Source organism: Klenkia taihuensis (assembly GCF_900112525.1).
Taxonomy (GTDB): domain Bacteria; phylum Actinomycetota; class Actinomycetes; order Mycobacteriales; family Geodermatophilaceae; genus Klenkia; species Klenkia taihuensis.
The window spans coordinates 780,814-805,287 of sequence record NZ_FOMD01000002.1 but is presented as its reverse complement, the minus strand read 5'-3'; the positions used below and the strand labels follow the sequence as shown (position 1 = coordinate 805,287).

Sequence of the window (24,474 nt, the reverse complement as noted above, 5' to 3'; positions counted from 1 at the left end):
GGATCCGTACGACCGTACCGGAAAACCGGTACGCCCGTACTGCTCTTCGGTCCGCCTACGGTGGGCGGGTGGAACAGGACTGGGCCGGCACGCACACCTACACCGCGCGGGTCCTCCGCCCGCGCAGCACCGAGGAGCTCCAGGAGGCCGTCCGCGACGCCCCGGCGGTGCGCGCGCTGGGCACCCGGCACACCTTCAACGGCCTGGCCGACTCACCCGGCGTGCTGGTCGACCTGACCGCGCTGCCCGACCGGGTCCAGGTGCGCGACGACGGCACGGTCGCGGTCACCGCCGGCACCACGTTCGGGGCGCTGGCCCGCGAGCTGCACCGGCAGGGCCGGGCGCTGCACAACCTGGGCTCGCTGCCGCACATCTCCGTCGGCGGCGCGGTCGCCACCGGCACGCACGGCTCCGGCGACCGGGCCGGGGCGCTGGCCACCGCCGTCCGATCCTTCACCCGGGTCGGCCCGGACGGCGAGCTGACCGAGGTCACCGGGGACGACGTCGCCGCCCAGGCGGTGGCGCTGGGGTCGACCGGCGTGGTCACCGAGCTGGTGCTGGCCACCGAGCCCACCTACGAGGTGCGGCAGGACGTCTACCGCGGCGCCCCGCTCGCCGACGTCGCCGGGGCCTTCGCCGCCGGGGACAGCGTCAGCGCCTTCACCCGCTGGGACGGCGCGGCCGACCTGTGGGTCAAGACCCGGCTGCCCGCCGACGTCCCCGACACCGTGCTCGGCGCGCCCCGGGACCCGCAGAGCCGCGACCGGATCACCGACGAGATCGTCGGCAACGTGACCCCGCAGGGCGGCGTCCCGGGCCCGTGGCACGAGCGGCTGCCGCACTTCCGGCACGACGCCACCCCCAGCAACGGCGACGAGGTGCAGTCGGAGTTCTTCGTCGACCGGGCCGACGCCGCCGACGCCGTCGCGGCCGTGGCGTCCGTCGGCGACCGGATCCGCGAGCACCTGGTGGTCAGCGAGCTGCGCACCGTGGCCGCCGACGACCTGTGGCTGTCGATGGCGCACGGCCGCGACTCCCTGGCGGTGCACTTCACCTGGCGGCGGACCCCGGCCACGCTCGCCGAGGCGGTGCCGCTGGTCAACGGGGTGCTCGCGCCGTTCGGGGCCCGCCCGCACTGGGGCAAGGCGCACCCGCTGCGCGCCGCCGGGCTGGTCCGGGTGGTGCCGCAGCTGGCCCGGGCCCGGGCGCTGTTCGACCGGCTGGACCCCGACGGCGTGTTCGCCTCGCCGCTCCTGGTCGCGCTGGGGGTGCGCTCAGGCCGGTGAGGCGTCCCGGACGACGGGGCAGCTCATGCAGCGGGGGCCGCCGCGGCCGCTGCCGAGCTGGTCACCGGCGATCGGCACCACCTCGATGCCGGCGTCCTCCAGCGCCTTGTTGGTGACCGTGTTCCGCTCGTAGGCCACCGCCAGCCGCGGGCCGATGCAGAGGGTGTTGTTGCCGTCGTCCCACTGCTCGCGCTCGGCGGTGACCGGGTCCAGGCCGGTGTCGATGAGCCGCAGCCGCTCGATGCCCATCGCGTCGGCCGCGGCGGCGAGGAAGGGCTGCGGGCCGCTGACCCGCAGGTCACCGGCGTCCGGGTCGTCGCCGGCGCGCACCGTCCAGGCGACCAGGGTGTCGGCGACGGCGGGGTACATGACCATGGCGTCGACGTCGACCATCGTGGCGATGGTGTCCAGGTGCATGGTCGCCCGCTCCTGGGCGATGGGGACGACGAGGACGGTGTGCGCCAGGCCGCGGGCGAACACCCGGCGGGCCAGCCGCTCCGCCCCGCCCGCGGTGGTGCGCTCGCCGACCCCGACGGCCAGGACGCCGGGGGCCAGCAGCAGCACGTCGCCGCCCTCGAGGTGCTCCAGGGTCGGGTCGTAGAGCCGCTGCGGGCCGGCGAAGCGCGGGTGGTGGGCGTAGACCGCGCCGGTGATCGTGGACTCCCGGTGCCGGGCCGGCATGGCCAGCGAGGTGATGGCCACCTGGTCGCCGACCCAGACGCTGGAGTCGCGGGTGAACAGCAGGTTCGGCAGCGGCCGCACCACGAAGTCGCCGGGGCCCATCAGCTCGAAGGCCAGCCCCCGGGCGCCGGGCAGCTCGTCGTGCGCGACCCCGCCGATGAGCGCCGCGGCCAGCTCGTCGGACGCCAGGCCGGACAGGTGCGCCACGCAGGTGTGCCGCAGGGTCTCCCCGATGCGCGGGTCGTCGACCGCCGCGGCGACCAGCTGCTCGCGGGCCGCGGGGACGTCGAGCACCTCGGCCAGCAGCCGGTCCAGGTGCAGCACCTCCACCCCGCGGTCGGTCAGCGCCGCGGCGAACGCGTCGTGCTCCTCCTGGGCGCGGGCCACCCACGGCACGCCGTCGAAGAGCAGCTCGTCGTTGTTGCGCGGGGTCAGGCGGCGCAGCTCGGCCCCGGGGCGATGCAGCAGCACGGTGCGCAGCCGGCCGACCTCGCTGGTGACCAGGGGGGAAGTCATGGGCAGACTGTGCCCTGTGCAGAGCGGGGAGCGTCAACCAGCCTGGTTCGTGGTGCTGCTCGGCCTCGGGCTGGCCGTGCTCGTCGCCGCGCTGTGCTTCTTCGCCCTACAGGCGCTGGGCGCCCGCGAGGTCGGCAGCGGCTTCGTCGTCCTGGTCGCGGTGCTGTCCGCGGTCGTCGGCGGCTTCCTGGCCCGCTCGGTCGCGGCGAAGCTGCCGCCGGTGCGCCGCCCGCGCTGAGCCGGTCGACCCCACCAGCACGCCGCCGACCACCAGGGCGCCCCAGGCGAGCTCGGCGGCCGAGGTGGCCTCGCCGAGCAGCAGCCAGGCGGCGCCGATGCCGACCACCGGCACCAGCATGGAGAACGGGGCGACCGAGGACGACGGGTTGCGGCTCATCAGCGTGGCCCACAGCCCGGAGCCCAGGACGGTGCCCACCAGCACGGTGTAGGCCAGTCCACCGACGGCGAGCAGGCCGGTCGCCGTGCCCAGGCCGGTGAACGAGCGGCCGATCTGCGCCGGGCCCTCGACCAGCAGGGACACCGCCAGCATCGGCAGCGGGGGCACGACCGACATCCACAGCGTCAGCCGCAGCGGGTGCGGCGCCCGCGCCTGCCGGGTCGCCAGGTTGCCCAGCGCCCAGCCCAGCCCGCCGCACAGCGTGAGCAGCACCGGCAGCAGCAGCGCCCCGCCGTCGACGTCGGCGCGGTGCACCGCGATGCCCCCGAGGCCGGCGATGGCGACGGCCACCCCGAGGGCCTGGCGGCCGGTGACCCGCTCGCGCAGCAGCGCGCCGGCCAGCAGCACGGTGAACGGTGCCGAGGACTGCAGCACGAGCGACGCCAGCCCGGTGGGCATCCCGACCGCCATGGCCAGGTAGAGGAAGAGGAACTGCAGGACGCCGAAGCCGACGCCGTACCCGAGCACCCACCGCCACGGGACGCCCGGCCGGGGGACGAGCAGCACGGTCGGCACCGCGAGCAGCGCGAACCGCAGCGCCACCAGGAAGAACGGCGGGAACTGCTCCAGCGACAGGTGGATGGCGACGAAGTTCAACCCCCAGCAGACGGCGACGAGGCAGGCCAGCAGGCGGTCCCGGGTGTTCACGTCGTCCACTCTGCGGGACCGGACCTTTCAGCACCATCGACTGCTCGTGCGCTGTCGATGTAGCGTCGCTGCATGGACGTGCGGGCGCTGGAGACCCTCCGCGCGGTGCGCAGCCAGGGCGGGGTCACCGCCGCCGCCGCGGTGCTGCACCTGACGCCGTCCGCGGTGTCCCAGCAGCTGGCTGTCCTCTCCCGCGACGCCGGGGTGCCGCTCACCGAGCGGGTCGGCCGGGGCCTGCGGCTCACCGCGGCCGGCGACGCGCTGGCCGACGCCGCGGTCGACGTCGCCGTCGCGCTGGAGCGGGCCCGCGCCGCGTGCGCGGCCTTCGCGGGCTCGCCCACCGGCACGGTGCGGGTCTCGGCGTTCCAGAGCGCGGCCTGGATGCTGCTGCCCGGTCTGCTCACCCGGGTCGCGGCGCGGGGCGGCATCACGGTGGAGTGCTCGGACGAGGACGTCGCCCAGGACGCCTTCCCCGCGCTCACCGACCGGCACGACGTGGTGGTGGCGCACCGCCCGGCGGAGGCCGACCCGGGGTGGGGCGGGGGCGTGCGGGTGGTGCCGCTGCTGCGCGAGCCGCTGGACGTCGCCGTCCCGGCCGGGTCACCGCTGGCCGGGCGGGTCGCGCTGGAACCCGCCGACGTCGCGGGCGCGGACTGGATCGCCGTCCGCGAGGGGTTCCCGGTGGCCCGGGTGCTCGCCGACGTCGGCGTCCGCACCGGGACGGCGCCGCGGGTGGTGCAGCGGATCAACGACTTCCACGTGGTGGAGGCGCTGGTGGCCGCCGGGCACGGCATCTCCCTGCTCCCGCGCTACAGCTCCGGCGGGCACCCCGGCGTCCGCCTCGTCCCACTGGCCGGGGTGCGGGCCGGCCGGCAGGTCGACGCCCTGGTCCGCCCGGACGCCGCGGAGCGCCGGGTGGTGGCCGTGGTGCTCGAGGAGCTGGTCGCGCTGGCCGGCGAGCTCAGGCGGGGGTGACCGGCGCCGGCACCGACCGGAACACCCGGGTCAGGCCGGTCTGGTTGAGCAGCAGGCGCAGCGAGGTGGGGGGCTCGACGACCTCGAGCTCGCCGCCGGACCGCTTCTGCTTGCGGGCCAGGTGGACCAGCAGCTCCAGCCCGGCCGAGCTCATGAAGGTCACCTCGCGCACGTCGACCCGTGCGGGCCAGTCGGCGGGGCGGACGGTCACCCGGAACTGCCGGACGACGTCCTTGTCGATCTCGCCCGAGAACACCAGCTGGGTGCCGTCGGCGGACAGCTCGACGGACCCGTGGTCGGGCGCTGTGGCATCGACGTCCGTGGTCATGCAGGCCAGGGTGTCCCGCACCACGCCTCGCCAAACCCGACACGCGGGCGTTCAGGAGGGCAGCAGCACGCCGGGGTTGCAGATGCCCGCCGGGTCCAGCGAGGCCTTGACCGCGCGCAGCACGTCCACGCCCAGCGGCCCGACCTCGCGGTCCAGCCACGGGCGGTGGTCGGCGCCCACGGCGTGGTGGTGGGTGAGCGTGCCGCCGGCGGCCAGCACGGCATCGGTGGACGCCCGCTTGGCGCCCAGCCACTGCTGCAGGGGCAGGTCGTCGTCCCGGTCGGCGAGCACGGTGAGGTACAGCGACGCGCCGGTGGCGTAGCCGTGCGACACGTGCGTCATCACCAACGGCTGCTTCCCGGGGCCGGCCAGCGCCTCGCGCAGCGCCCGGCGGGCCGCGTCGTAGACGGTGGGCAGCGCCGACCAGGTCGCCGCGGTCTCCAGCGTCTCGACGAGCAGGCCGTGGTCGAGCAGCCGGTCGCGCAGGTAGGGCCCCTCGAACCGGTGCCGCACCCACGCCTCGCCGACCCGGGAGCCGGCGCGCTTGCCGCCGTCCTCGCGCAGCAGCGAGGTGGCCGCGCGCTGCCGCGCCCGCACCAGGGTGGGCAGGCCCTGCCAGCCGACGACCAGCAGGCAGCCCGAGCCGTGGCCGCGGCTGCGCAGCGCGCCGCGCAGGGCCCGGGCGCCCGCGCCGCCGGACAGCAGCAGGTTGGCCCGGGTCTCGTCGGGGTCGCTGAGCCGGACGACGTCGGGCAGCAGGTCGTGCCGGGCCAGCCGCTGCAGCGCGGCCAGGCCCGCCGCCCAGCTGCGGAAGGACCAGCCCTCGTACTCCTCCACCTCCGGGCGGGGGCGCACCCGCAGGGTGAGCTCGGTGATCACGCCGAGCGTGCCCTCCGAGCCCAGCGCCAGGCCGAGCAGGTCGGGGCCGGCCGCGGACGCCGGCGGGTGCCCGACCTCGAGCACCCCGGACGGCGTGGCCAGCGTCAGCGAGGCCACCAGGTCCTCGAAGCGGCCGACGCCGGTGGAGGCCTGGCCGGCGCTGCGGGTCGCGGCGTACCCGCCGAGGGTGGCGAACTCCCAGCTCTGCGGCAGGTGGCCCAGCGTCAGGTCGTGCTCGGCGAGGGCGTCCTCCAGCGCCGGCCCGCGCATGCCGGGGCCGGCGGTGACCAGCGAGCTCGGCACGTCGACCGACACCAGCCCGGACATCCGGGCCAGGTCCAGCACGACCACCGGCCGGTCGTCGACGTCGGTGCCCGACAGCCCGCCGACCACGCTGGTGCCGCCGCCGAAGGGCACGACGACGACGCCGTGCCGGCTGCACAGCTGCAGCACCGCGACGACCTCGGCGGTGTCGGCCGGGGTGAGGACGGCGTCGGGTGCGTCGGAGGCGTCGCCGGAGCGGCGGCGGACCAGGTCCAGGTAGCTCTTCCCGCCGGTGCGCCGCAGCCGCGACCCGCGGTCGTCGCGGACGTTCTCCTGGCCCAGCAGCGTCACCAGCTCGGCCCGCACGGGCACCGGCAGGCGGCTGGCGGCCAGCTCGACGTCGTCCAGCGGGACCGGCGGGGTGCGCCGCGGCGTCCAGCCCAGCTCCCGGGCCAGGTGCTTGCGGGCGGCCTTCGGCAGCGCCTTCGCCAGCGACTTGTCGGCGGTCAGCTCCAGCGTGCCGCCCTCGGCCACGTGCGCGACGCGGGTGCCGGGGGGACCCCAGCCCTGGACGGTCAGTTCGGGTTGCTCGGCCACCCGGACAGTCTGCGGCACAGTGGGCCCGTGACCGGGACGCTGCTCGACCCCGCCCGCCGCGCCCGCGACCTGGACCGGCTCGGCCGGGCGGTCGACGTCCTCGTGGTGGGCGGCGGCGTGACCGGCGCCGGGGTGGCCCTGGACGCGGCGTCCCGCGGGCTGTCGGTGCTGCTGTGCGAGCGCGCCGACCTGGCGGCCGGGACCAGCCGGTGGTCGTCGAAGCTGGTGCACGGCGGGCTGCGCTACCTGGCGCACGGCGAGGTCGGGCTGGCCCGGGAGTCCGCCCGCGAGCGCGCCGTGCTCATGGGGACGACGGCGCCGCACCTGGTCCGGCCGCTGCCGTTCTGCGTGCCCTCGGTCGCCGGTGCCGACGTCGCCGCCGTCGCCGGGCTCGGCGGGGTGCTGGGGGACGCCGTCCGCGGGTCGGTGCGCGGCGGGCGCGGCTCGCTGCCCCGCGCCCGGCGGGTGGGTGCCGACGAGGTCGCCGCGTGGCTGCCGGCGGTGCGGCCCGGGCACGGGGGCCGCGGCGGGGGCGTCGCGTTCTGGGACGGCCAGCTCACCGACGACGCCCGGCTGGTGGTGGCGCTGGCCCGCACCGCGGCCGGGTACGGCGCCGCGGTGCTCACCGGCGCCCGGGTCGTGGGGGTGGACGGGCGGACCGCGGTCGTCGAGGTCGAGGGACGGCGGGTCGAGGTCGAGGCCGGCGTCGTGGTCAACGCGGCCGGCGTGTGGTCGGCCGGGCTGGACGACGGCATCCGGCTGGTGCCCTCGCGCGGCTCGCACCTGGTGGTCCGCAGCGAGCGGCTGGGCTCCCCGACGGCGGCGCTGACCGTGCCGCTGCCCGGTTCCCGCTCCCGGTACGTGTTCGCGCTGCCGCAGGACACCGGGCTGGTGTTCCTCGGCATCACCGACGAGCCGGTCGGGGGCCCGGTGCCCGACGACGACCCGCAGCCCTCGGCCGCCGAGGTGCAGCAGCTGCTGGGCACGGTCAACCAGGTGCTCGCCGACCCGCTGACCGCCGCCGACGTGGTGGGTGCCTACGCCGGGCTGCGGCCGCTCGTGCTGCCCGCCTCGGCCGGCACCGGCCCGGGCGACGCCACGGCCGACCTCTCCCGCCGGCACCTGCTGCACCGGGCCGGGTCGGTGCTCACCGTCGTCGGCGGCAAGCTGACGACCTACCGGGCGATGGCGGAGGAGACGGTGGACGCCGCGCTGGCCGTGCTCGGCCGGCCCGCCCGCCGGTCGGTCACGGCCCGGCTGCCGCTGGTCGGCGCCGCGCCCCGGCGGGTGCTGGACGCCGTGGACGCCCCGGCCCGGCTGGTCGCCCGCCACGGCACCGAGGCGGCGCAGGTGCACGCGCTGGGTGCCGAGCCGCTGGTCGAGGGCCGGCCGGAGACGGTGGGGGAGCTGCGGTTCGCCGTCCGGGCCGAGGGTGCCCGCACGGTGGCCGACCTGCTCGACCGCCGTACGAGGGTCGGCCTGGTGCCGGCCGACCGGGAGGCGGCGGCGGCCCGCGCGCACGAGGTCCTGGCGGAGGAGCTCAGCCGCTGACCCGGCCGGTGATCATGGGGTTGTCGCCACGGACACGCCGGGGGCGGGCGCGGCGCCCGGCAACAACCCCATGATCACGGCTGAGGGGGAGGCGGGGACAGGCGGTAGAGGCGTCGGGCGTTGCCCTCGAACACCGCCTCCGCGTGCTCCCCGGCCGCCTGCGCCAACAGGTCGAGGTCGGTGTCCGCGAAGGGACGGCGGGCCCGGGTGCTGGGCAGGTCGGTGCCGGCGACCAGGGCGCCCGGGTCGACGGCGAGCACCTGCCGGGCGGTGTCGGCGACGTCCAGCTCCACCCGGCCGAACCCGGTCGCCTTGACCACCGCGCCCGTCTCCACCAGCGCCAGCAGGTCGGGCAGGCCGTCGGCGTGCAGGCCCAGGTGGTCGACCACCACCTGCGGCAGAGGGTGCAGCACCGGGGCCAGGGCGGCCAGGTCGCGGCCGTCGACGTAGAGCTCGGTGTGCCAGCCGGCCAGCTCGTGGACCCGGCGGGCCAGCCGGTCCAGGTCCGCGAGCGGCGCCGAACCGCCGCGGCGCAGGTTGACCCGCACCGCGCGCACCCCGGCGGCGTCGAGCCGGAGCACCTCGGCGTCGGGCACGTCGGCCGGCAGCTGGGTCACCCCGACGAACCCCGGGCCGAGCCGCGCCAGCGCGTCGAGCAGGTACGTCTGGTCGAAGGCCTGGAAGGACCCGGAGACGACGGCGCCACCGACGACGTCCAGGCCGGCGACCCGGGCCCGGTAGTCGGCGACGGTGAACGGGTCGGGCACGAAGCCGTCGTTGGGCACCAGCGGGAACGCCGGGTCCACGACGTGCAGGTGCGCGTCGACCAGCCTCACAGGAACGCCTTGCCCTCGCCGCGGTAGGTGGGCACCGAGCCGACCAGCGCGTCGCCGGCCACCAGGTGCAGCTCGCCGACCCGCTCGGCCAGCTCGCCGGCCTTGGCGTGCCGGAACCAGACCCGGTCGCTCAGCCGCAGGTGCGCGGCGGGGGCGCCGAGCAGCGGGGTCTGCGCCTCGCCGGCGCCCTCCAGCGGGCTGAACCGCAGGCCCGCCGGCCAGGCGATGGTGGGCTGCCGGTCCGGGCCGGGCGGGCCCGACGCGATCCAGCCGCCGCCCAGCGCGGTGGCCACCGTCGCCGAGGGCCGGCGCACCACCGGCTGCACGAAGTACGCCGCGGGCCGGGGGCGGAAGCGGCGGTACCCGTCGAACAGGCCGGGCGCGTAGAGCCCGGAGCCGGCGGCGACCTCGGTGACCGCGGGCTCGGCGGAGGTCTGCTCCACCGAGCCGGTGCCCCCGCCGTTGACGAACCGCAGCGGCGCCAGCTCCGACACCGCGGCCACCACCGCGGCCCGCCGCTGCGCGAGCTCCCGGGCCGACGCCCGCTGCACCGCCCGCACCGCCAGCTGCCGCAGCCGCGGGCCCGCGCCGTCCGCCGTCCCGGCGATCTGGCCCTCGTAGGCCATCAGGCCGTCCAGGTGCAGCCACGGCCGGTCCAGCACCGCGCGGGCCAGGGCCACCGCCTGCACCGGGGTGCGGACCGGGGAGCGCAGCGGGCCCAGGTGCACCCGGCCGCCGAGCAGTTCGAGCGCGGCGTCCAGGTCCAGGCAGACCTTCAGCGGCGCGGCGGGGGAGCGGCCGACCGCGGCCTCGACGACGTCCAGGGACTCGACCGAGTCGACCATCAGCGTCACCCGCGCGGCCAGCTGCGGGTCGGCGGCCAGCGCGGCCATCGCGGGGGCGTCGGTGCTGGGGTAGCCGACGACGACGTCCGGGTGGTCGGCGGCCAGCCAGACCGCCTCGGGCAGGGTGAGCGCCAGGATGCCGGCGAACCCGGGGCGGGCCAGCGCCCGGTCGCCCAGCGCCCGGCAGCGCACGGACTTGCTGGCCAGCCGGATGGTCGTGCCGGGGGCGGCGCGGGCGACGAGGGAGTCGGCGTTGGCGTCGAAGGCGTCCAGGTCGACGACGGCGAAGGGCGGCTGCAGGTCGGCGGTCGCCGCGCGCAGTGCGGCCAGGCGGTCGCTCACCCGGCCCGGTCCAGCAGCGCGTCGGCGAGGGCGGCCAGCGCGGCGCGGGCGGCGTCGCCGTCCCCGTCGACCCGCCAGGTGAGCGCGATGCCGTCGAAGGCGGAGTCGACCAGCCGGGCCAGCACGGGGACCGGCACCGTCCAGGTGAACCCGGCCGCGGTGGCCGCCTCGGTGAGGAACTGCTCGTGCACGTCCAGGTAGTGGCGGAAGAGCCGGGCGACGACCGGCTGCAGCTCGGGGTGCCGGCGGGCGTACTGGGCCAGCTCGTAGCCGACCAGCTCGCGGTCGGGGTCGGCCTCGATGCGCTCCCACAGCCGGGTCAGCGTGCCGTGCACGACGGTGCGCAGGTCGCCCTCGACGGAGAAGCCGCTGCGCACGTGCTCCAGCGTGCGGTCGGTGATCCGCTCGGCGGCCAGCACGAGCAGCTCCTCGCGGCTGTCGAAGCAGTAGTGGAAGGCCGACAGGCTGGCGCCGGCCTCGGCGACCACCGCGCGGGTGGTGGCCGCCGCGACGCCGTCGCGGACCAGCACCCGCAGGGCGGCCTCGACGAGGTCCTCGCGCCGGTCGGCGACGGGCTTGCGCACCACGGGCGGGCGCCGGGTCGGGCGGCGTCGGGTGGCGGGCGGCATGCGGCGGATCGTCGCACGTCGGCGTCCCGGGACGCCATCGGGTCAGCCAGTCGAGTCGCGCGTCCGGGACGGTTGACCCACCGGCCTCGGCGAGGTGGTCCGGGACGGCGACGGCCACGCCACCGTTTCCCACTGAGCGGGATGACCAGTTCACACTGTGGGACGACGGGTGCAGGCTGACCGCGTGGACACCTACACCCACGGCCACGCCGACGCCGTCCTGCAGTCCCACCGCTGGCGCACCGCGGAGAACTCCGCGGGCTACCTGCTGCCGCACCTGCGGGCCGGGCTCGACGTGCTCGACGTGGGCTGCGGGCCGGGGACGCTCACCGTCGACCTGGCGCGCCGGGTGGCCCCGGGCCGGGTGCTGGGCCTGGACGTCGTCGAGGACCCGCTGGGCGAGGCCCGCGCGCTGGCCGGGCGCGAAGGGGTGCCGGTGGAGTTCGCGGTCGGCGACGTCTACGCCCTGGACCTGCCCGACGACTCCTTCGACGTGGTGCACGCCCACCAGGTGCTGCAGCACCTGACCGACCCGGTCGCCGCGCTGCGCGAGATGGCGCGGGTGTGCCGGCCGGGCGGGCTGGTCGCCGTCCGGGACGTCGACTACGCCGCGACCACCTGGTTCCCCGAGGACGACGGCCTGACCCGCTGGCTGGACCTCTACCACCGGGTGGCCCGCCGCAACGACGCCGAGCCGGACGCCGGCCGCCGGCTGCGCGCCTGGGCGCACGCGGCCGGGCTGCGCGACCTCACCGCGTCGGCGTCCACCTACTGCTACGCCTCCGACGCCGAGCGCCGCTGGTGGGGGGACTCGTGGGCCGGGCGGGCGACCGCGTCGGCCTTCGCGGAGCAGGCGGTGGCCTACGGCCTGGCCAGCACCGACGAGCTCGCCGACGTGGCCGCGGCCTGGCAGCGCTGGGCGGCCGCGGACGACGGCTGGCTGGGCATGCTGCACGGCGAGCTGCTGGTCCGGGTCGGCCCCTCAAGCACCGCCGGGTAGCCGCCGATCAGGTGGGGGAGGGCGCCACTGAGCCCGGTACCGGCCGGCTCAGTGGCGCGGGGCGACCTCGCGGGGCGCGGCCTCCAGTGCGTGCAGCGACCGCCGGACGCCGACCGTCACCGCGCCGAGCGCGAAGAACCCCTCGTCGTCGGGCACCTCGGCCGAGCGCAGCAGCTGCACCAGCCGGTCCAGCGCGGCCACCGCCGCGTCGATCGCGTCGTCGCGGGAGTCGCGGTGCGGCCCGTCGTGGTACGGGATGCGCACCACGCCGGCCAGGCCGGTGAGCGCGTCGGCGAGGACCCAGCCGGTGCCGTCGTCCACCCGGTCCAGGCCGCGGCGGTGCGGCTGGAACTCCGCGACCAGGTCGGTGAGGTCGTCGACCAGCACGGCCACCCGGTCCAGTGCGCGGGACTGCTCGCGCACCCGGCCGGCCGTCCCCTGCCAGCGGGCCGCGCGCGGGTTGGCCCGCCGGGCCCGCTCGACCTGGGTCTCGGCGGCGCGCATCCGGTCCAGCGCGGCGTCCAGCGCCCGGCCGCGGTGCGCCCAGTCCTCCGGGTCGGGCACGGTGCCGCCGCGGACGGCGTCGGCCATGTCCACCAGGTGCGCGGCCAGCAGGCCGCGGGCGACGGCGATCCGCTCGACGGCGACGGTGAGCATCATCGGCGGGAAGAGCACGGTGGTGACGGCGACGCCGACCGCCGCGCCGAGCAGGGTCAGCCCGCCGTAGCGCAGTACGTAGGCCGCGGGGTCGTCGGTGCCGATGGTGATCATCAGGACGGCGGCGAAGCTGACCCAGCTGGCCTGCTCGCGCAGCAACCGCCACTGCTCGACCACCACCGCGACGGCCACGATCAGCGCGATGGTGAACGCGTTGGGCACCCCGCGGGTGACCTCGTAGACCCCGACGGCCAGGCCGAAGCCGAGGAACATCGCCGCGACCGTCCGCCAGGCGGCCCCGGCGGAGTCCGCGACGGTGGGGTGGACGGCGATGACCGCGCCGAGCGGGGCGTAGTAGGCGTAGTCCGACAGCGTGGGCGGCAGCAGGACGGCGATCTGCCAGGCCAGCCCCGCGGCGACGGCGGCGCGGATGCCCCGCTGCACCCACGGCCGGCGCAGCACCTCGACGAGCGCGATCACCGGCCCCAGGGTGCCCTACGCGGCGCGGGCCGCCTCGACCCCGGCGGCGACGTACTCGGGGAGGCGGACGTCGTCCAGGGTGGCCGGGTCGACCAGCACCCAGCCGGCCAGCTCGCGGCCCTGCATGACCATCCGGGCCACGCCGTCGCGGGTGACCAGGTCGTCGGCGAGCGCGGGGTCGCAGCGCACCATCAGCCCGCCGCTGCCGCTGACCGCCAGCCCCATGGACCCGCCGACCAGGAACGCCAGCCCGCCGAACATCTTCTTCTCGGTGACCTCGGGCGTGCCGCCGAGCGCCGCCCGCACCCGCTCCGCCAGCTCGAGGTCGTACGCCACGCCGGCAGGATGGCGCCCCGCCCCGCGCCGGGCAAGACCCACTCGACGCAACTCCCGCGAGCGGGACGGACGCGCTCAGCCCACCGGGGAACGGCCGGTGGCCGCGGTGCGGTCCGCAGGACCGCGATCGGGCACTGCCTCCAGGTCCAGCGCCGTCACCCAGCCCTGCACGGGGAGCGGGTGGCCGGTGAGCCAGCCCTGCACGGCGTCGCAGCCCAGCCGGGAGAGCAGCTGCAGGTCGGCGGGGTCCTCGATGCCCTCGGCCAGCGCGGACAGCCCGAGGTCGTGGGCCAGCCGGATGCTGTGCCCGACGATCACCGCGGCCGCGGCGTCGGAGGAGATGCCCGCGGTCAGCGACCGGTCGAACTTGACCTCGTCGATGGGCAGCCGGTGCAGGTAGGCCAGCGAGCTGTAGCCGGTGCCGTAGTCGTCGACGGCGATGCGCAGCCCGATGGAGCGCAGCGCGGTCAGGGTCTGCAGGGCGCGGTCGGGGTCGAGCATGAGGGTGTCCTCGACGACCTCGACGGTGAGCGCGCGGGCGGGCAGGCCGTGCCGGTCGAGGGCGTCGGCGATGCGGTGGGGCAGCAGCGGGTCGTCGAGGTCGGTGGCGCTGAGGTTGACCGCGACGGGCACCTCGCGGTCGGCCCACCAGTCGGCGACGCCGCCGAGGGCGAGGTCGAGCACCCGCTCGGTGACCGCGTCGGACAGGTGGCCGTGCTCGGCGGCGCGCAGCACCTCGCCGGGGCCGAGCAGGCCGCGGGTGGGGTGCGCCCAGCGCAGCAGGGCCTCGCAGCCCACGACGGTGGCGACGGTGCCGGTGCCGGTGGCCTCGATCCGGTGCTGGGGCTGGAAGTGCAGCAGCAGCTGGTCGTCGGCGTCCAGGGCGGCGTGCAGGTCGTCGACCCAGGCCAGCAGGCTGTCCTCCTGGGCGCGGCCGCAGCGGGCGGGGTCGTGCACGGCCACGCCGCTGGTGCTGGCCTGCGCCTCGGCGAGGGCCTGGTCGGCGCAGCGCAGGAGGTCGCCGGTGGTCACGGTCTCGCCGGGGCGGTCGTCGAGGGCGTGGCTGGTCGTCGTCCCCACGTTGACGGTGAGGTGCAGCCGGTGCCGGTCCATGTCGAAGGGACGGCCCAGCACGTCGCGGACCTGGGCGGCCAGCAGGGAGGCGCGGGCCGGGTCCTCGCCGACGAAGGCCAGCGCGAAGTCGTCGCCGTCGATGCGGGCGACGACGGTGCCCGGCCCGGCGAGGGTGGACAGGTGCGAGGCGACCCGCTGCAGCACCCGGTCGCCGGTCTCGTGGCCGGCCTCCTCGTTGATCCGGCGGAAGCCGTCGAGGTCGAGGGCGAGCAGGGTGACCGGCTCGGGTCCGGTGAGCCAGCGGTCGACGCCGGCGCCGAGGCCGCGGCGGTTGAGCAGGCCGGTGAGCGGGTCGGTGAAGGCGTCGGCGAGCTGCTCGAGGGCGGCGCGGGCGACCCGGATGGTCAGCTGGAAACGCGCCACGACGACCGCGAGGCAGCCGGCGGCGGCCAGCACGAGCGGCAGCACCCAGCGGCCGGTGCCGGGGGAGTGGGCGGCCAGCAGGACGGCGAGCAGGTTGGCGCCGCACCCGGCGAAGGGCAGCACGTTGGACCAGCTGCGCAGCCGGTGGGTGGCGTCGAGCATGGCGTGGTCGGTGGTGCGCACCGGCCGGGTGACGGCGTAGGCGAGCACCACGCAGGCGCCGGCCATGAGCAGGAACGCGGGGCCGGGGGACGCCGGGCCGGCGTGGTGCAGCGAGTAGCCCGAGGCCAGGTCGGCGGCGAGCACCAGCGCGGAGCCGGCCAGCAGCGGCGGGACGACGGAGTCGCGGCCCGGGCGCAGCACGGAGCACAGCGCGACGGCGCCGGAGACCAGCGCGACGTCGATGCCGGTGAGCACGAGGACGGCGCGGGTGGCGGCGTCGGTGCCGCCGTCCCCGATGCCGATGAGCACGACGGTGCCGGCGACGGCGGTGAGGCCGAGGGCGGTGCTGACGGAGTCCAGGCCGATGCCGGCCAGCACGAGACGCCCGCGCAGCGGCAGGACCAGCGACAGCAGCAGGACGCCGATGCCGACCTGGCCGACCAGGTGCAGGCCGTCGAGCAGCCAGGCGAGCGCGCCGGTGGGCACCGGGTGCAGCACGCGGGCGAGCACCGCGCCCAGGGCGAAGGCGCCCAGGCCGGTGCCGAGGGCGGTGCGGGCGACGGAGCCGGGGGAGCCGGGCAGCCGGTCGCGGAGGGCGACCAGGGCGGCCAGGCCGTGCACGCCGGCGAGGACGACCACGTCCACCGCGAGCCGCCAGGCGCTGTCGGGTGAGCTGGTGCCCTGGACGAGCCCCCAGGCGGCGAGCACGCCGGCGGTGACGAGCAGGGCCCGGGGCGGGGTGACCCGGTGCAGCAGCGGGCGGGTGACGGGCGGGTGGTGCATCGCGACGGTCTGCACGGTCGACATCACCCTTCCTGGTCGTCGTCGGTCCACGGACGAGCAGCGGGGTCGCTGCTCGTCCGTGGGTTCTCGGCGGCCGCCGGCACGACGTTGACCAGGGATGGAGTCGTTCCACCCCCGCGGGTGAGAACGAACGCGCTCCGGTTTCAGCCCTGCCGGGCCGCGTTCGCCTGGCACGCGGTGGCGAGGAACGCGGCCAGGCCCGGGGCGACCCGCTCGTAGTACGCGGTGAACCGCTCGTCCTCGGTGTACATCCGCCCCAGGCAGGCGTGCAGCTCGGGGGAGCAGTCGTAGTACCGCCGGGTGATCTGCTGGCGGTGCTCCTCGGCCAGGTCCATCGCCCGCTCGCCGTCGGCCGGGGCGCCGTCGGCGACCGCGGCGGCCAGCCGGCGCTCGAGGTCGTCGGTCTCGGCCTTGATCTCCAGCCAGTCGGCCTTGGTGTAGCTGCCGGTGCGGGCCTGGGACTGCGACCAGGCCTCGGTGTCGCCCCAGCGCTGCTCGGCCTCGTCGGCGTACTGCTCGGGCAGCCAGTCGCCGAACACCTCGAGCTTGTCCTGCGGGGTCATCGGGTTCCCCATGGCCAGTGCCTCCATCTCCTTCTCCACGGCCGCCACCATCGCGTCGGTCCGGTCCCGCTGCTCCAGGAGCAGGCGGTGCTGCCGGCGCAGGTGCTCACCCGCGTCGGCGTCCGGGTCGTCCAGCAGGGCGGCGATCTCCTCGAGGCCGAAGCCGAGCCCGCGGTAGACCAGCACCTGGTGCAGCCGGTCGACGTCGGCGAGCTCGTAGACGCGGTAGCCGGCCGGGGTGCGGCCGGACGGGGTCAACAACCCGATCCGGTCGTAGTGGTGCAGCGTGCGCACCGTGATCCCGGCCAGCCTCGCCAGCTCGCCCACCGTGTGGCTCATCGCTCCGTCCTCCTCATGGCGACGATGGAAGTGCCTGACGTCGGGGGAGGGTCAAGCCCGTTCGCGGATCAGCGTGCGGTGCGGGTCCACTGCACGACGGTCTGCACCTCGTCGGTCACCGAGACCACTGCGGCCTGCCCGGTCAGGACACGTCGTAGCCCAGCGCGTCGTAGCGCTCGCCCGAGACCGTGCCGACACCTGTGGGTTCGCCGTCCCGGCCCACCTGCACGTCCGTGACGGGCTCGACGTCGTCCGTCGAGCCGGGCTCGGGCAGCGGTCCCTCGCCGTCGACGCCGTCGGTGGCCAGCGCGTCGGCTGCCTCGACGTCCCCCTCGGCGATCGCGTCGGTGTAGGCCACGACCAGGTCGTGGGGGTCGGTGCGCTGGGCGAGGCCCCAGGCCAGGACCGCGAGCGCGGCCACGGCCAGCCCGCCCAGCAGCAGCAGGGCGCGGCTGCGGGCGGGGGCCTTCTCGATCACGACCCGCACCCTGGCACAGCCGGGTCGCGGTCAGGGGCGGGCCGGGGCGAGGATCGGGCCATGGCGGCCTCCCCGCACGACCCCTTCCCCCGCTCCCGGGTGCGCGTCCGCGGCCACGAGATGGCCTACGTCGACGTCGGCGAGGGCGACGCGGTCGTGCTGCTGCACGGCAACCCGACGTCGTCCTACCTGTGGCGGGGGGTCATCCCGCACCTGACCGGGCTGGGCCGGTGCGTCGCGCCGGACCTGATCGGCATGGGCGAGTCGGACAAGCTGCCCGACCCGGGACGGGGCACCTACGCGTTCGCGACCCACGCGGCCTTCCTGGAGGAGCTGCTGGAGGAGGTGCAGCTCGGCGACCGGGTGACCCTGGTGCTGCACGACTGGGGCGGTGCGCTGGGCTTCGACTGGGCCCGCCGGCACGCCGACCGCGTCCGGGCGATCGCCTTCACCGAGACGATCGTGACGCCGCTGCTGTGGGCCGACTGGCCGCGGGCGGCGAAGGGCGTCTTCCAGGGCATGCGCTCCGACCACGGCGAGGAGCTGGTGCTGGAGCGGAACACCTTCGTCGAGCGGATCCTCCCCGCCTCGACGCTGCAGGGGCTCAGCCCCGAGGTGCACGACCGGTACCGGGCGCCCTACCCGACGCCGGAGAGCCGCTGGCCCACCCTGGAGTGGCCGCGGAACATCCCGATCGAGCACGTGCCGCCGGACGTGCACGACGTCGTCGACGCCTACGGCGAGTGGCTGGCGACCTCCGACGTCCCCAAGCTGTTCGTCGACGCCGACCCCGGCTCGATCCTGGTCGGCCGGCAGCGCAACCTGGTGCGCCGCTGGCCCAACCTCACCGAGGTGCAGGTGCCGGGCAACCACTTCGTCCCCGAGGACAGCCCCGACGAGCTGGGCCGGGCGATCGCCGACTGGCTGCGCACGGTCCCCTAGAGGACGGCGTCGCAGACGGCGAGCAGGCGGGCGCGCAGCGCCTGGCCGCGCTCGGCGAAGCCCCGCTGGGCCTCGGCGTAGGCGGCCTTGCCCGCGGCGGTCTCGATCGGCACCGGCGGGTAGCCGGCGCCGGCGAGGTCGTAGGGGCTGGCCCGCATGTCCAGGACCCGGATGTCCACCGCGAGCTCGAAGCAGTCCGCGAGCAGCTCGCCGGGCACCGCGGGGGCGAGCTTGTAGGCCCACTTGTAGAGGTCCATCCCGGCGTGCAGGCAGCCCGGCTGCTCCAGCGCCACCTGGGTGTCGCGGGTGGGGGTGAGGGCGTTGCGCGGGGCGGCGGTCGGGGTGAAGAACCGGTAGGCGTCGACGTGGGTGCACTGCAGGCGGTGCGACTCGACGACCGCGTCGGTGCCGGCCGGGCCCAGCCGGAGCGGGACGGCGCCGTGCCGCGGGGCGCCGCGGTGCACCATCGCCCACTCGTGCAGGCCGAAGCAGCCGAACTGGCCCGCCCGCCCGGCGGTGGCACCCAGCAGGCCGGCGACCCACCCGGCCGACGTCCCCCGCTTGGCCCGGTAGGCCGCGATGTCCAGCCCGACCGAGCCGTCGGGCAGCCGCGCGTACAGCGGCCAGCCCAGCCGCTCCTCGGCGAGGTCGCCGATGACCGAGCTGCCCACCCCGGCGTGCCAGCGCAGCAGCCGGGCCGGCGGTTCGGAGTAGTAGGTGAACAGGAAGTCCAGCACCGGGTGCGCCTCGTGCCGCTGCCGGCGCTCCAGGTGCGGCCCGACCCAGGTGAGCAGCCGGTCCCGGTGCGCGGCGGCGCGGGCGGTCGCCTCGTCGGGGGCCAGCACGGTCACCGGCCCAGCGTAGGTCGGCCTTGACACTGGTCGAACGCTCAACCAGTGTCGCGGGCGGACCGTGACCGCGGTCACCAGCCCTCAGCGAGGAGTGCGCCCGTGCCCGTGGAGACCGACGTCCTGGTGGTGGGGACCGGCCCCGCCGGCGCCTCCGCCGCGCTGTTCCTGGCCAGCTACGGCACCCGCGTCGTCGTCGTCACCAAGTACTCGCGGCTCTCGCAGGACCCGCGGGCGCACATCACCAACCAGCGGGCGCTGGAGACCATGCGGGACATGGGTGTCGAGGACACCCTCATGGCACTGGCCACCCCCTGGGAGCTGATGGGGACGACGACCTTCTGCACCTCGCTGGCCGGCGAGGAGCTGGGCCGGATCCCGAGCTGGGGCACCGACCCCGCCCGGCACGCCGACTACCAGCTGGCCAGCCCGTGCACGATGCTCGACGCCCCGCAGACGATCACCGAGCCGGTGATGGTCAAGGCCGCCCAGGACCGCGGCGCGACGGTGCGGTTCGACACCGAGTACCTGCGGCACGTGCAGGACGACGAGGGCGTCACCACCACCGTGCGCGACCGGCTCTCCGGCCTGGAGTACGAGATCCGCTCCCGCTACCTGGTCGGCGCGGACGGCGCGCGGTCGAAGGTCGCCGCCGACCTGGAGCTCCCCTTCGAGGGCCCCGGTGCCGTCGGCGGCGCACTGGGCATCGTGTTCAAGGCCGACCTCACCCACCTGGTCGCGCACCGGCCGTCGGTCCTCTACTGGATGCTGCAGCCGGGTGCGGAGAAGGAGGGCGTCGGCCTCGGCGTGCTGCGGATGATCGAGCCCTGGACGAAGTGGATGCTCATGTGGGGCTACGCCGTCGCCGACGGCCCGCCGGAGCTGACCGACGAGTTCGTCCGCGAGCTGGCCGTGGGGCTGGTGGGCAGCGACGACTTCGAGATGGAGGTCGTCTCGGGCTCGCCGTGGACGGTCAACCACCACTTCGCCACCACGATCGCCCGGGGCCGGGTGCTCTGCGCCGGCGACGCCGTGCACCGGCACCCGCCGACCAACGGCCTGGGCTCCAACACCTCGATCCAGGACAGCTACAACCTGGCCTGGAAGCTCGCCCACGTCATCAGGGGGACGGCGGACCCCTCGCTGCTGGACTCCTACGACGCCGAGCGGGCGCCGATCGCCCGGCAGGTCGTGGAGCGGGCGAACCAGTCGATCGCCGACACCGGCCGGATCATGGCCGCGCTCGAGCTGACCGACAGCACCGACACCGAGGCCCTGGAGCGGCAGCTCGCGCTGCGCCGGGCGCCGGGTGCCGAGGGGGACAAGGTGCGCGCGGCGGTCCGGGAGGCGATCGCCTACAAGGCCTACGAGTTCGACGCGCACGGCGTGGAGCACAACCAGCGCTACGCCTCGGGCGCGGTGGTCCCCGACGGCACCGACATGCCGCCCTACCGGCGCGACCACCAGCTCTACGCCCAGCCCACCACGTGGCCCGGCGCCAAGCTGCCGCACGCCTGGGTCACCCGCGGCGGCCGTGAGGTCTCCACGCTCGACCTGGTCGGCAAGGGCCGGTTCGCCGTCGTCACCGGGGTGGGCGGCGAGGCGTGGCTGGAGGCCGCCGCGTCGCTCGGCGCCGAGCGGGGGCTGGAGATCACGCCGGTCGCCATCGGCCCCGGCCTGCCCTACGACGACCCGTACGGCACCTGGGCCGACCTCCGCGAGATCGCCGACGGCGGCGTGCTGCTGGTCCGCCCGGACTGCTACGTCGCCGCCCGGCACCTCGAGGCGCCCGGTGCCGACGCGCGGGAGTGGCTGGCCGCTGCGCTGCGGCAGGTGCTGGGCCGCTAGTCCGCGGGGGCCGGGAACGGGCGCGCGAAGGTGAACGCGTCCGGGCCCGGCCCCTCCGCACGGAGCCGGGTGAGCCTCGCGTCGGCCTCGGCCACCGTCGGCCGGTGCCCGGCCGGCACCCACCACAGCACCGTGAAGGCCTCCCGCACCTGCTCGAACCACTCGCGCCGGCGCCGCATCGCCGCCGCGTGGGCGCCGGTGTAGACGAAGTCGCGCAGTGCCCCGAGCGACGTCCAGGTGCTCAGGTTGATGATCAGCCGGTCGCCGCGGGCGCGGAGGTAGGCGTCGGCCTCGGCGTCACCGGGCGGCAGTCGCCAGGCGAAGCCGGGCGCGGCGTCGGCGAGGGCGTTGACCGGCTCCATGAGCTCGAAGAAGCCGTCCAACCGGGCCGACGTCACCGGCTCCACCGTCGTCCCCACGTTCAGCTGGGCGACGTGGTGGCCGGGCACGGCCGGACCCTAGCGCCGGGTGCCCCCCGAACGGCAGGTCCGCCGACTACCGTGGTCGGCTCGCCCGCCCCTGAGGAGACCCGCACGTGTCGAGCAGCACCACCGACCAGGCGCTCGCCGAGGAGCAGGAGCACGTCACCGGTCTCTACGCCCGGCTGGACGCCGCCCGGGAGCTGGCGGTCACCCGCCGGCAGCAGGCCATCTCGGCGCCGCTGGTGGACAACCCGCAGGCGATGGGGGAGAAGGAGGCCGCGGTCCGGTTCCACGGCACCCGGATCGTGCAGCTGGACGCCGCCGAGGCCGGGCTGGTGCTGGGCCGGCTGGACCGCGAGGAGAACCCCCAGCCGCTGTACGTGGGCCGCACCGGGCTGCCCGCCGACGACGCCGGCGGCGACCCGGCCCTGGTCGACTGGCGGGCGCCGGCCAGCCGGCCGTTCTACACCGCCACCCCGTTCCGGCCCGAGGGCATCGCCCGGCGCCGGCACATCCGCACCCTGGGCCGGAAGGTCACCGGCATCGACGACGAGGTGCTGGTCCTCGCCGAGGGCGAGGAGGCCGACGACCGCGGGCTGACCGGCGAGGCCGCGCTGCTGCGCGCGCTGACCGCCGAGCGCACCGGCCGGATGACCGACATCGTGCGGACCATCCAGGCCGAGCAGGACGCCATCATCCGCTCGGACTCCCGCGGCATCCTGGTCGTGCAGGGCGGCCCGGGCACCGGCAAGACGGCCGTCGCGCTGCACCGCGCCGCCTACCTGCTCTACACCCACCGCGACCGGCTGGCCCGCAGCGGCCTGCTCGTCGTCGGGCCCACCCCGACGTTCCTGCGCTACATCGCCGACGTGCTGCCGGCCCTGGGCGAGACCGGCGTGGTCATGGCCGGGCTGGGTGACCTGCGCCCGGGGCTGTCGACCACGCGGGTCGACGAGCCGGCGGTGGCCGAGGTCAAGGGCCGGCTGGCGATGGCGGACGTGGTCGCTGCGGCGGTCAAGGACCGGCAGGGCGTGCTGCGCGGCACCCGCGAGCTGGTCGTCGACCGGGAACGGATCCGGCTGCGCGCCGGTGACGTCGCGAAGGTCCGCACCCAGGCGCGGCGGGCGTCGCGGCTGCACAACCTGGCCCGCCCGGCGTTCTACCGCGGCCTGGTCGACCTGCTCGCCCAGCGGGTGGCCGACCGGCTGGGCTCCGACGTCCGGGGCGGGGAGAACCTGCTGGACGCCGAGGACCGCCGCGCGCTGCGCCGGGAGATCGCCGGGGAGCCCGCGGTGGTCGACCTGGTCGAGGAGCTGTGGCCGCTGCTCACCCCGGAGGAGCTGCTGCGGGACCTGTTCTCCTCCCCGGACCGGCTGGCCCGGGCGGGCAAGGGGCTCTCCGAGGCCGACCGGGCGCTGCTGGTGCGCGACGCCGACGCCCCGTGGACGGTGTCCGACGTCCCGCTGCTGGAGGAGGCCGACGAGCTGCTCGGCGTCGACGACTCCGCGGAGCGCGCCGCCGCGGCGCGCCGCCGGCAGGCCGGGCTGGACGAGGCGCAGCGGGTGCTGGACCTGCTGCACGGCTCCCGGTCGCACGACGCGGACGACGACGAGGAGTCCGAGGAGCTGATGGCCGGCGACCTGCTGGACGCCGAGGGCCTGGCCGCCCGCGCCGACGAGGCCGACTACCGCTCCACCGCCGAGCGCGCGGCCGCCGACCGCACCTGGACCTTCGGGCACGTGGTGGTCGACGAGGCGCAGGAACTGTCGGCGATGGCCTGGCGGGTGCTGGCCCGCAAGTGCCCGACCCTGTCGATGACGGTGGTCGGCGACCTGGCGCAGACCGGGACGCTGGGCGGGGCGGACAGCTGGGCCGAGGTGCTCACCCCGCACGCCCGCACGCAGTGGCGGCAGGCGGTGCTGACGGTCAACTACCGGACGCCGACGGAGATCATGGAGGTCGCCGCGGACGTGCTGGCGGCGTCCGGGTCGTCGCTGGAGGCGCCGCGGTCGGTCCGCAGCAGCGGCGAGCAGCCCACGGCGGAGCGGGTGGCGGCGGGCGACCTGCTGGACCGGGTGGCGGAGGTGACCGCGGACCTGGCCGGCAAGGGCGGGACGGCGGCGGTCGTCGTGCCGCCGTCGCTGTTCGCCGCGGCGGTGGCCGCGCTGCCGGGTGCCACGTCGGGGGCGGACGCGGACTCCTCGGCCGGGCCGGTGCTGCTGCGCCCGGCGGAGGCCAAGGGCCTGGAGTTCGACTCCGTGGTGCTGGTGGAGCCGGCGGCGGTGCTGGCCGAGGGCGTGCGCGGGGACTCCGACCTCTACGTGGCGCTGACCCGCGCCACCCAGCGGCTGGCCGTGCTGCACGCGCTGGACCTGCCCGACAGCATGTCCCGCCTCACCGACCGGTAGCGGAGGCGCCGATGCCGGTGCGGACCTCGTAGAGCTCGGGGAAGAACGTGAGGTCCAGGGCGCGGCGGAGGAAGGCCGCGCCCGAGGAGCCGCCGGTGCCGGTGGTGAAGCCGATGGTGCGCTGCACAGTGCGCAGGTGGCGGAAGCGCCAGAACTGGAAGGCGTCCTCGATGTCGACGAGGTCCTCGCAGGTCGCGTAGGCGTCCCAGTGCGCGTCGGTGTCGTCGTAGACCCGGCGGACGACCGGGACCAGTTCGGGGGCGAAGGTCCAGGCCTCGCTGACGTCGCGGTGCAGCAGCTGCTCGGGGACGGCGTGGCCCGTGCGGGCGAGGTGGGCGAGGAACGCGTCGTAGACGGTGGGGGTGTCCAGCAGCTCGGCCAGCACGGCGCGGGCCGCGGGGTCGGCGTCGAAGACCTTCAGCATCGCGGCGTTCTTGTTGCCGAGGATGAACTCGACGGCCCGGTACTGGTGGGACTGGAAGCCCGACGAGCTGCCCAGCCAGCCGCGGAACTCGGCGTACTCGCTGGGGGTGAGGGTGGCGAGCACCGACCACTGCTCGGCCAGGGTCTTGAAGATGTGCTTGACCCGGGCCAGGCCCTTGCGCGCGCGGGCGGGGTCGTCGGCGTCGAGCTGGTCGCGGACCGCGCGCAGCTCGTGCAGGACGAGCTTGAACCACAGCTCGGTGGTCTGGTGCTGGATGATGAACAGCAGCTCGTCGTGGTGCTCGGGTCGGCTGACCGGGTGCTGCGCGGAGAGCAGGCGGTCCAGGTCGAGGTAGCCGCCGTAGGTCATGGTGTCGCGCAGGTCGGTGCGGATGCCTGCCTCGAGGGGGCGCTCGCCCGCGTGCTCGCTCAT

22 protein-coding genes are annotated in these 24,474 nt (G+C 76.3%); 7 read left to right on the top strand and 15 right to left on the bottom strand.

Annotated features, from left to right (window positions below):
- The first annotated feature begins 68 nt into the window (after positions 1-68).
- Positions 69-1,286: an FAD-binding protein gene (locus BM158_RS11765; RefSeq protein WP_091558310.1), complete on the top strand. Its 1,218-nt coding sequence runs from the start codon at positions 69-71 to the stop codon at positions 1,284-1,286.
- Here BM158_RS11765 and BM158_RS11760 read toward each other — a convergent pair.
- Together BM158_RS11760 and BM158_RS11755 are read right to left on the bottom strand one after the other, a co-directional pair.
- Complete coding sequence (locus BM158_RS11760; protein ID WP_091558305.1) at positions 1,275-2,483, bottom strand: arginine deiminase; 1,209 nt, start codon at positions 2,481-2,483, stop codon at positions 1,275-1,277. The two genes, BM158_RS11765 and BM158_RS11760, sit on opposite strands and share 12 nt — an antisense overlap.
- 106 nt (positions 2,484-2,589) lie before the next feature.
- Positions 2,590-3,588 carry an EamA family transporter gene (locus tag BM158_RS11755; protein WP_091558905.1) on the bottom strand — a complete coding sequence of 333 codons (999 nt, stop codon included), beginning with the start codon at positions 3,586-3,588 and terminating at the stop codon, positions 2,590-2,592.
- Between the two features lie 72 nt (positions 3,589-3,660).
- Between BM158_RS11755 and BM158_RS11750 the strand changes: the two genes are divergently transcribed.
- The gene (locus BM158_RS11750) at positions 3,661-4,563 is read left to right on the top strand and encodes a LysR family transcriptional regulator (RefSeq protein WP_091558302.1); all 903 of its coding nucleotides are present in this window, start codon (positions 3,661-3,663) and stop codon (positions 4,561-4,563) included.
- On the opposite strand, the gene BM158_RS11745 is transcribed toward BM158_RS11750, so the two are convergent.
- Positions 4,550-4,891, bottom strand: coding sequence for an STAS domain-containing protein (locus BM158_RS11745; RefSeq protein ID WP_131802027.1), 342 nt, complete (start codon positions 4,889-4,891; stop codon positions 4,550-4,552). The two genes, BM158_RS11750 and BM158_RS11745, sit on opposite strands and share 14 nt — an antisense overlap.
- Before the next feature lie 51 nt (positions 4,892-4,942).
- Positions 4,943-6,631 (bottom strand): FAD-binding oxidoreductase, encoded by a 1,689-nt coding sequence (locus BM158_RS11740; protein WP_091558296.1) that lies wholly within the window; start codon positions 6,629-6,631, stop codon positions 4,943-4,945.
- 27 nt (positions 6,632-6,658) lie between these two features.
- On the opposite strand from BM158_RS11740, the gene BM158_RS11735 reads away from it, so the two are divergent.
- On the top strand, positions 6,659-8,182 hold the full coding sequence (locus tag BM158_RS11735; RefSeq protein WP_229827676.1) for a glycerol-3-phosphate dehydrogenase/oxidase: 1,524 nt from the start codon (positions 6,659-6,661) through the stop codon (positions 8,180-8,182).
- A gap of 74 nt (positions 8,183-8,256) precedes the next feature.
- On the opposite strand, the gene BM158_RS11730 is transcribed toward BM158_RS11735, so the two are convergent.
- From BM158_RS11730 to BM158_RS11720, 3 genes are read right to left on the bottom strand one after another with little or no spacing between them, the layout of a single operon-like run.
- Positions 8,257-9,018: an amidohydrolase family protein gene (locus tag BM158_RS11730; RefSeq protein WP_165628901.1), complete on the bottom strand. Its 762-nt coding sequence runs from the start codon at positions 9,016-9,018 to the stop codon at positions 8,257-8,259.
- Positions 9,015-10,205, bottom strand: coding sequence for an alanine racemase (locus BM158_RS11725; protein WP_207506412.1), 1,191 nt, complete (start codon positions 10,203-10,205; stop codon positions 9,015-9,017). The genes BM158_RS11730 and BM158_RS11725 overlap by 4 nt, the downstream gene beginning before the upstream one ends.
- Positions 10,202-10,834 (bottom strand): TetR/AcrR family transcriptional regulator, encoded by a 633-nt coding sequence (locus BM158_RS11720; protein WP_091558293.1) that lies wholly within the window; start codon positions 10,832-10,834, stop codon positions 10,202-10,204. Before BM158_RS11720 ends, BM158_RS11725 begins: the two co-directional genes overlap by 4 nt.
- Positions 10,835-11,018: 184 nt before the next feature.
- On the opposite strand from BM158_RS11720, the gene BM158_RS11715 reads away from it, so the two are divergent.
- Positions 11,019-11,834 carry a methyltransferase domain-containing protein gene (locus BM158_RS11715; protein ID WP_091558289.1) on the top strand — a complete coding sequence of 272 codons (816 nt, stop codon included), beginning with the start codon at positions 11,019-11,021 and terminating at the stop codon, positions 11,832-11,834.
- A gap of 48 nt (positions 11,835-11,882) precedes the next feature.
- On the opposite strand, the gene BM158_RS11710 is transcribed toward BM158_RS11715, so the two are convergent.
- The 5 genes from BM158_RS11710 to BM158_RS11690 form a co-directional block, all read right to left on the bottom strand.
- Positions 11,883-12,971 carry an FUSC family protein gene (locus BM158_RS11710; RefSeq protein WP_091558285.1) on the bottom strand — a complete coding sequence of 363 codons (1,089 nt, stop codon included), beginning with the start codon at positions 12,969-12,971 and terminating at the stop codon, positions 11,883-11,885.
- 15 nt (positions 12,972-12,986) lie between these two features.
- Positions 12,987-13,307: a TfoX/Sxy family protein gene (locus tag BM158_RS11705; protein ID WP_091558282.1), complete on the bottom strand. Its 321-nt coding sequence runs from the start codon at positions 13,305-13,307 to the stop codon at positions 12,987-12,989.
- Between the two features lie 75 nt (positions 13,308-13,382).
- Positions 13,383-15,773 (bottom strand): putative bifunctional diguanylate cyclase/phosphodiesterase, encoded by a 2,391-nt coding sequence (locus tag BM158_RS11700; protein ID WP_091558279.1) that lies wholly within the window; start codon positions 15,771-15,773, stop codon positions 13,383-13,385.
- Positions 15,774-15,913: 140 nt separating this feature from the next.
- On the bottom strand, positions 15,914-16,672 hold the full coding sequence (locus tag BM158_RS11695) for a MerR family transcriptional regulator (protein ID WP_091558275.1): 759 nt from the start codon (positions 16,670-16,672) through the stop codon (positions 15,914-15,916).
- Between the two features lie 142 nt (positions 16,673-16,814).
- Positions 16,815-17,150, bottom strand: a complete 336-nt coding sequence (locus BM158_RS11690; RefSeq protein WP_091558272.1) for a hypothetical protein — start codon at positions 17,148-17,150, stop codon at positions 16,815-16,817.
- Positions 17,151-17,210: 60 nt separating this feature from the next.
- Here BM158_RS11690 and BM158_RS11685 point away from each other — a divergent pair, with 60 nt between their 5' ends.
- Complete coding sequence (locus tag BM158_RS11685) at positions 17,211-18,092, top strand: haloalkane dehalogenase (RefSeq protein ID WP_091558270.1); 882 nt, start codon at positions 17,211-17,213, stop codon at positions 18,090-18,092.
- Here the strand turns inward: BM158_RS11685 and BM158_RS11680 are convergent.
- The gene (locus BM158_RS11680) at positions 18,089-18,943 is read right to left on the bottom strand and encodes a 3-methyladenine DNA glycosylase (RefSeq protein ID WP_091558267.1); all 855 of its coding nucleotides are present in this window, start codon (positions 18,941-18,943) and stop codon (positions 18,089-18,091) included. The genes BM158_RS11685 and BM158_RS11680 overlap by 4 nt on opposite strands.
- Before the next feature lie 99 nt (positions 18,944-19,042).
- On the opposite strand from BM158_RS11680, the gene BM158_RS11675 reads away from it, so the two are divergent.
- Positions 19,043-20,788, top strand: coding sequence for an FAD-dependent oxidoreductase (locus tag BM158_RS11675; protein ID WP_091558265.1), 1,746 nt, complete (start codon positions 19,043-19,045; stop codon positions 20,786-20,788).
- Here the strand turns inward: BM158_RS11675 and BM158_RS11670 are convergent.
- A complete protein-coding gene (locus BM158_RS11670; RefSeq protein WP_091558262.1) occupies positions 20,785-21,237 on the bottom strand; it encodes a DUF3291 domain-containing protein in 453 nt (150 codons plus the stop codon). The two genes, BM158_RS11675 and BM158_RS11670, sit on opposite strands and share 4 nt — an antisense overlap.
- An 86-nt stretch (positions 21,238-21,323) precedes the next feature.
- Between BM158_RS11670 and BM158_RS11665 the strand changes: the two genes are divergently transcribed.
- On the top strand, positions 21,324-23,618 hold the full coding sequence (locus BM158_RS11665) for a HelD family protein (RefSeq protein ID WP_091558258.1): 2,295 nt from the start codon (positions 21,324-21,326) through the stop codon (positions 23,616-23,618).
- Here BM158_RS11665 and BM158_RS11660 read toward each other — a convergent pair.
- On the bottom strand, positions 23,605-24,474 hold the full coding sequence (locus tag BM158_RS11660; RefSeq protein ID WP_091558256.1) for a tryptophan 2,3-dioxygenase: 870 nt from the start codon (positions 24,472-24,474) through the stop codon (positions 23,605-23,607). The two genes, BM158_RS11665 and BM158_RS11660, sit on opposite strands and share 14 nt — an antisense overlap.